Origin of the sequence: Kitasatospora sp. NPDC059803 (assembly GCF_042732255.1) — a bacterium.
Taxonomy (GTDB): domain Bacteria; phylum Actinomycetota; class Actinomycetes; order Streptomycetales; family Streptomycetaceae; genus Kitasatospora.
In genome coordinates, this window is sequence record NZ_JBHWIJ010000476.1 from 1 (window position 1) to 3,889 (window position 3,889).

General features: G+C 77.7%; 4 protein-coding genes. 1 reads left to right on the top strand and 3 read right to left on the bottom strand.

Annotated elements, in window-relative coordinates; translation table 11 throughout:
* Nucleotides 1–98 precede the first annotated feature (98 nt).
* Nucleotides 99–1,331, top strand: coding sequence for a lanthionine synthetase LanC family protein (locus ACFV6I_RS38320; RefSeq protein ID WP_380430780.1), 1,233 nt, complete (start codon nucleotides 99–101; stop codon nucleotides 1,329–1,331).
* Nucleotides 1,332–1,383: 52 nt separating this feature from the next.
* Here the strand turns inward: ACFV6I_RS38320 and ACFV6I_RS38325 are convergent, their stop codons facing one another.
* From ACFV6I_RS38325 to ACFV6I_RS38335, 3 genes are read right to left on the bottom strand one after another with little or no spacing between them, the layout of a single operon-like run.
* Nucleotides 1,384–2,040 (bottom strand): response regulator, encoded by a 657-nt coding sequence (locus tag ACFV6I_RS38325; protein ID WP_380430783.1) that lies wholly within the window; start codon nucleotides 2,038–2,040, stop codon nucleotides 1,384–1,386.
* The gene (locus ACFV6I_RS38330; RefSeq protein ID WP_380430786.1) at nucleotides 2,025–3,335 is read right to left on the bottom strand and encodes a sensor domain-containing protein; all 1,311 of its coding nucleotides are present in this window, start codon (nucleotides 3,333–3,335) and stop codon (nucleotides 2,025–2,027) included. Before ACFV6I_RS38330 ends, ACFV6I_RS38325 begins: the two co-directional genes overlap by 16 nt.
* A gap of 9 nt (nucleotides 3,336–3,344) precedes the next feature.
* Nucleotides 3,345–3,743, bottom strand: coding sequence for an EamA family transporter (locus ACFV6I_RS38335; protein ID WP_380430789.1), 399 nt, complete (start codon nucleotides 3,741–3,743; stop codon nucleotides 3,345–3,347).
* Nucleotides 3,744–3,889 lie beyond the last annotated feature (146 nt).

A 3,889-nucleotide genomic window follows, 5' to 3' on the forward strand; every position in this document is an offset into this window, starting at 1 on the left:
CCCCGCCCCCCCCCCCCCGGGGGGCGGGCCCCCCGCCCCCCGGCCCGCCCCCCCCGGGCCGGGGCGGGGCCCCGACCCGCCGTTCCCGAGGAGCCACCGTGCCGCAGCACACCGCGAACGCCGCGAACACCGAGAGCACCGAGAGCACCGGCACCGCCGTCACCGGACTCGCCGTCCGGCTCCTCGACGCCTGGTCCGCCCGGCCCCGCGAGAGCCCGGCGGGCGCCGAGCACCCCTCCGATCCGGGCATCCCCGTCCTGGCGTCCTTGCTGCACGCCTCCGGAGGGCCGGAGGCCGAACGGTCCGCGGCCCGTGCCGTGGCGGTGTGGGCCCGCACCGCCGGCCAGGGGCCGGGCCACTGCGGGCTCTACGACGGCGGACTGGCCGGAACGCTGGCGGGCCTGCGGCTGGGAGCCCTGGTCCACCCGGGCCTGCATCCGGTCGCCGACCGGCTCCGTGACCACCTGGTCCGCACCGCGCCGGCCCTCGACTGGCGCTGCGAGCAGGTCGCCTTCCCGGACTACGACCTCATCGTCGGCCCCTCCGGCACCCTGCTCGCCCTGACCACGGGCGCCCGCCCGACACCGGCCCAACTCGGCCCGTACGCCGACCACCTGGCCCGGCTGTGCGACGCCGACGAGCTGCCCCGGCTGCGGACGGGGCAGTACGCCGGCCACCCGTACCTGGGCTGGCTCGACGGCCGGATCAACACCGGCACGGGCCACGGCGCCGCGGGAGTCGTCGTCGCACTCACCGCAGCCGTACGCCACCTCGGACCGCACCCCGGCCTGACGCCCGCCCTGCGCCGCGCGACCGGGTGGCTGATGCGGCAGTCCTTCGACGACGCCCGCTCCATCCGCACCTGGGACGGCGCCGGGCTCGAAGGCCCGCCGCCCGCCGGAGCGCGCGCCCGCCAGGCCTGGTGCTACGGCACCCCCGGAGTGTCCTGGGCGCTGTGGGACGCGGCCGACGCCACGGGCGACCGGGAGACGGCGGCCTGGGCCGCAGCGGCCTTCGGCACGCTCGCCGACCGGTACGACGAGCGGTTCCACCTCTTCGGCGACCGCGCGAGCGACCTGCTGGCCCTGTGCCACGGCGCCTCGGGCGTGCTGGCGGTGTCCGACGCCTTCGCCCACCATGCCGGCCTGCCCGCCGCGGCCGCGCTGAGGGCCCGCCTGCTCGCCCACCTGAGGGCCCGCCTGCCCGAGGTGGAGGCCCTGGGCGCGGAGGGGATGGGCCTGCTCGGGGGCGCGGCCGGCCCGCTGTGCGCCCTGCTCACCGCGGGCCACGACGCCTCACGGGCCTGGCTGCCCTGTCTCGGTCTGCGCTGAGCCGCCGACGCCGGCCCGGTGTCGGGCGCGCCCTACGCCGCCCTACGCCGCCCTACGCCGCCCGGAGGTGGGCGAGGACGGCGAGGACGCGGCGGTTGCCTTCGGTGGGGTCGAGGTCGAGCTTCATGAAGATGTTGCCGCAGTGTTTGACCACCGAGGCCTCGGTGATGGTCAGCCGGGTGGCGATCGCCTGGTTGTTGAGGCCCTCGGCCATGAGGGCGAGGACTTCGCGTTCGCGGGGGGTCAGCCGGGTGAGGGGGCGGTCGGCGGACTGCTGGCGCAGCAGGACGCGGACCACGTCGGGGTCGATGACGGTCTCGCCGGCGGCGACCCGGCGCAGGGCGTCGAGGAAGTCGGCGACGTCGCCGACGCGGTCCTTCAGGAGGTAGCCGAGGCCGGCGGGTTGGGCGCCGGCGGCGGCGAGCAGGCGGGTCGCGTACGGGGTGGCGACGTACTGGGAGAGCACCAGGACGGGCAGGCCCGGGTGGCGTTCGCGCAGGTCGAGGGCGGCGCGCAGGCCCTCGTCGGAGAAGTCGGGCGGCATCCTGACGTCGGTGATGACGGCGTCGGGCCGTTCGGTGTCGACGGCGGCGGCGAGGGCGCGGGCGTCGCCGACGGCGGCGGTCACCCGGTGGCCGCCGAGGGTGAGGAGTTCGACGAGTCCGGCGCGCAGCAGGACGGCGTCCTCCGCGATCACGATCCGGAGCACGGGACCTCCAGCCGCAGCGTGGTCGGGCCGCCCGTCGGGCTGGTCACCATGAGCCGTCCTTTCAGGAGTGCCACCCGGTCGGCGAGTCCGCGCAGGCCGGCCCCGGCGGCCGGGTCCGCCCCGCCGTGGCCGTCGTCGGTCACCTGGAGCACCAGACGGCCGTCGGCGATGCGCCCGCTGACGGTGATCGCGGCGGCGCCGCTGTGCTTGGCGGCGTTGGTGAGCGCTTCGGTGACGGTGAAGTAGGCGGTGGTCTCGACGGGGGCGGGCAGCCGGCCGGGGAGGTCGAAGTCGGACCGGACCGGGATGGGGTGGCGCAGCGCGACCTCGGCGACGGCGGCGGCGAGGCCGTGGTCGGTGAGCACCTGGGGGTGGATGCCGCGGACCAGGCCGCGCAGTTGTTCCAGGGCCTGCCGGGCTTCGCCGCGCGCCCGGGCGACCAGGGCGGTCGCCCGGTCGCCGGACTGGGCGCTGCCGTCGCGCAGCGCGTGGTCGGCGAGGCCGAGGGTCATGCTGAGCGCGACGAGCTGCTGTTGGGCGCCGTCGTGCAGGTCGCGTTCGATGCGGCGGCGTTCGGCTTCGAAGGCGTCGGCGAGCCGGGCCCGGGAGCGGGTGAGTTCGAGGACCTGGCGGCCGGTGTCCTCCTCGCGGGGCCCGAGCAGGAGGCGGGCGAGGGCGACCTGGGCGGTGGTCAGCAGGGCGCCGGCGTAGGCGCAGAGGAGGAGTCCGGCGAGCCCGGCGGCGCTGAACGGCAGGGCGGCGAGCGGCCCGGGCACCGCCCGGCCGGGGATGATCATGACGGTTTCGGGAGCCAGCGCCCAGACGATCACCGGGGAAGCGACCAGGGCGGCGCAGAACAGCAGCGCGGCGCTGAAGCCGAGCGCGGCGGCGGCGAGGGCCGTGGCGGTGAGCGCGGTGTGGGCCAGCTCGCGCCAGGTGGCGCGCTCGCGCAGGCGGGTCCGCAGCCTCGCGCGGCGGCCGGCGCCGGGCAGCGGGCGGTGCGGGTCGGGCAGCGGTGCCGGTTCGACCAGCCGCAGCCGTCGGCGTTCGAGGGCGGCAGCGGGGATGCCCGCGAGGGCCAGTGCGAGGAGGACCGGCAGTCCGACCCCGACCACGGACAGACCCAGCCCGAGCACCAGCAGCACCGCCAGGGCGGCCAGCAGCAGCGGGCCCAGCAGCGCGCCGCCGAGCAGGTAGGCCCAGCAGCGCGGCACCCACGGGGTGACGGGGAAGCGCAGCGGGTGGGCTCGCAGCGCGGCCCAGACGGCCGTCGGCTGCTGCTCCTCCTCGTTCACCCGGTCACTCTAACGAACCCTCTGACCAGGCCTCGGGGCGTCAGGCGTGGCGGCGGCGGAGCCGGCCGGGCGGGGTGCGGGCCGGGGGCGGGTCAGGGCGACGGCGGCGATCACCAGGACGCCGCCGGCCAGGGCGTTCCAGCCGACGGGTTCGGCGAGGAAGGCCGCGCCGAGGGCCGTGGACCACAGCGGCATGACGTAGGTGACGGCGGAGGCCACCGCGGTGCCGGCCGTGCGGACCAGCCCGAGGTTGAGCAGGTACGCGAGGCCGGTGCCGACCGCGCCCAGCACCAGCAGGGCGCCGGCCGCGCCCGCCCCCGGCCAGTGCGGGGCGCCCGCGGCGAACGGCGCGATGGCGGCCAACTCGGCGGTGGCGCAGGCGATCTGGACGGCGGAGAGGGTGACCACCGACTCCGGCCGGCCGGAGAGGAAGCGGCGCAGTTATTCGAATCCCGCGCCGGATCAGCACGCGGCGGCCCGGCAGGCGAGGCCGCCGGCGGCGGCGCGCGCGGTCAGCCACCCACACACACCCCCACCATCGGGACACCCCCACG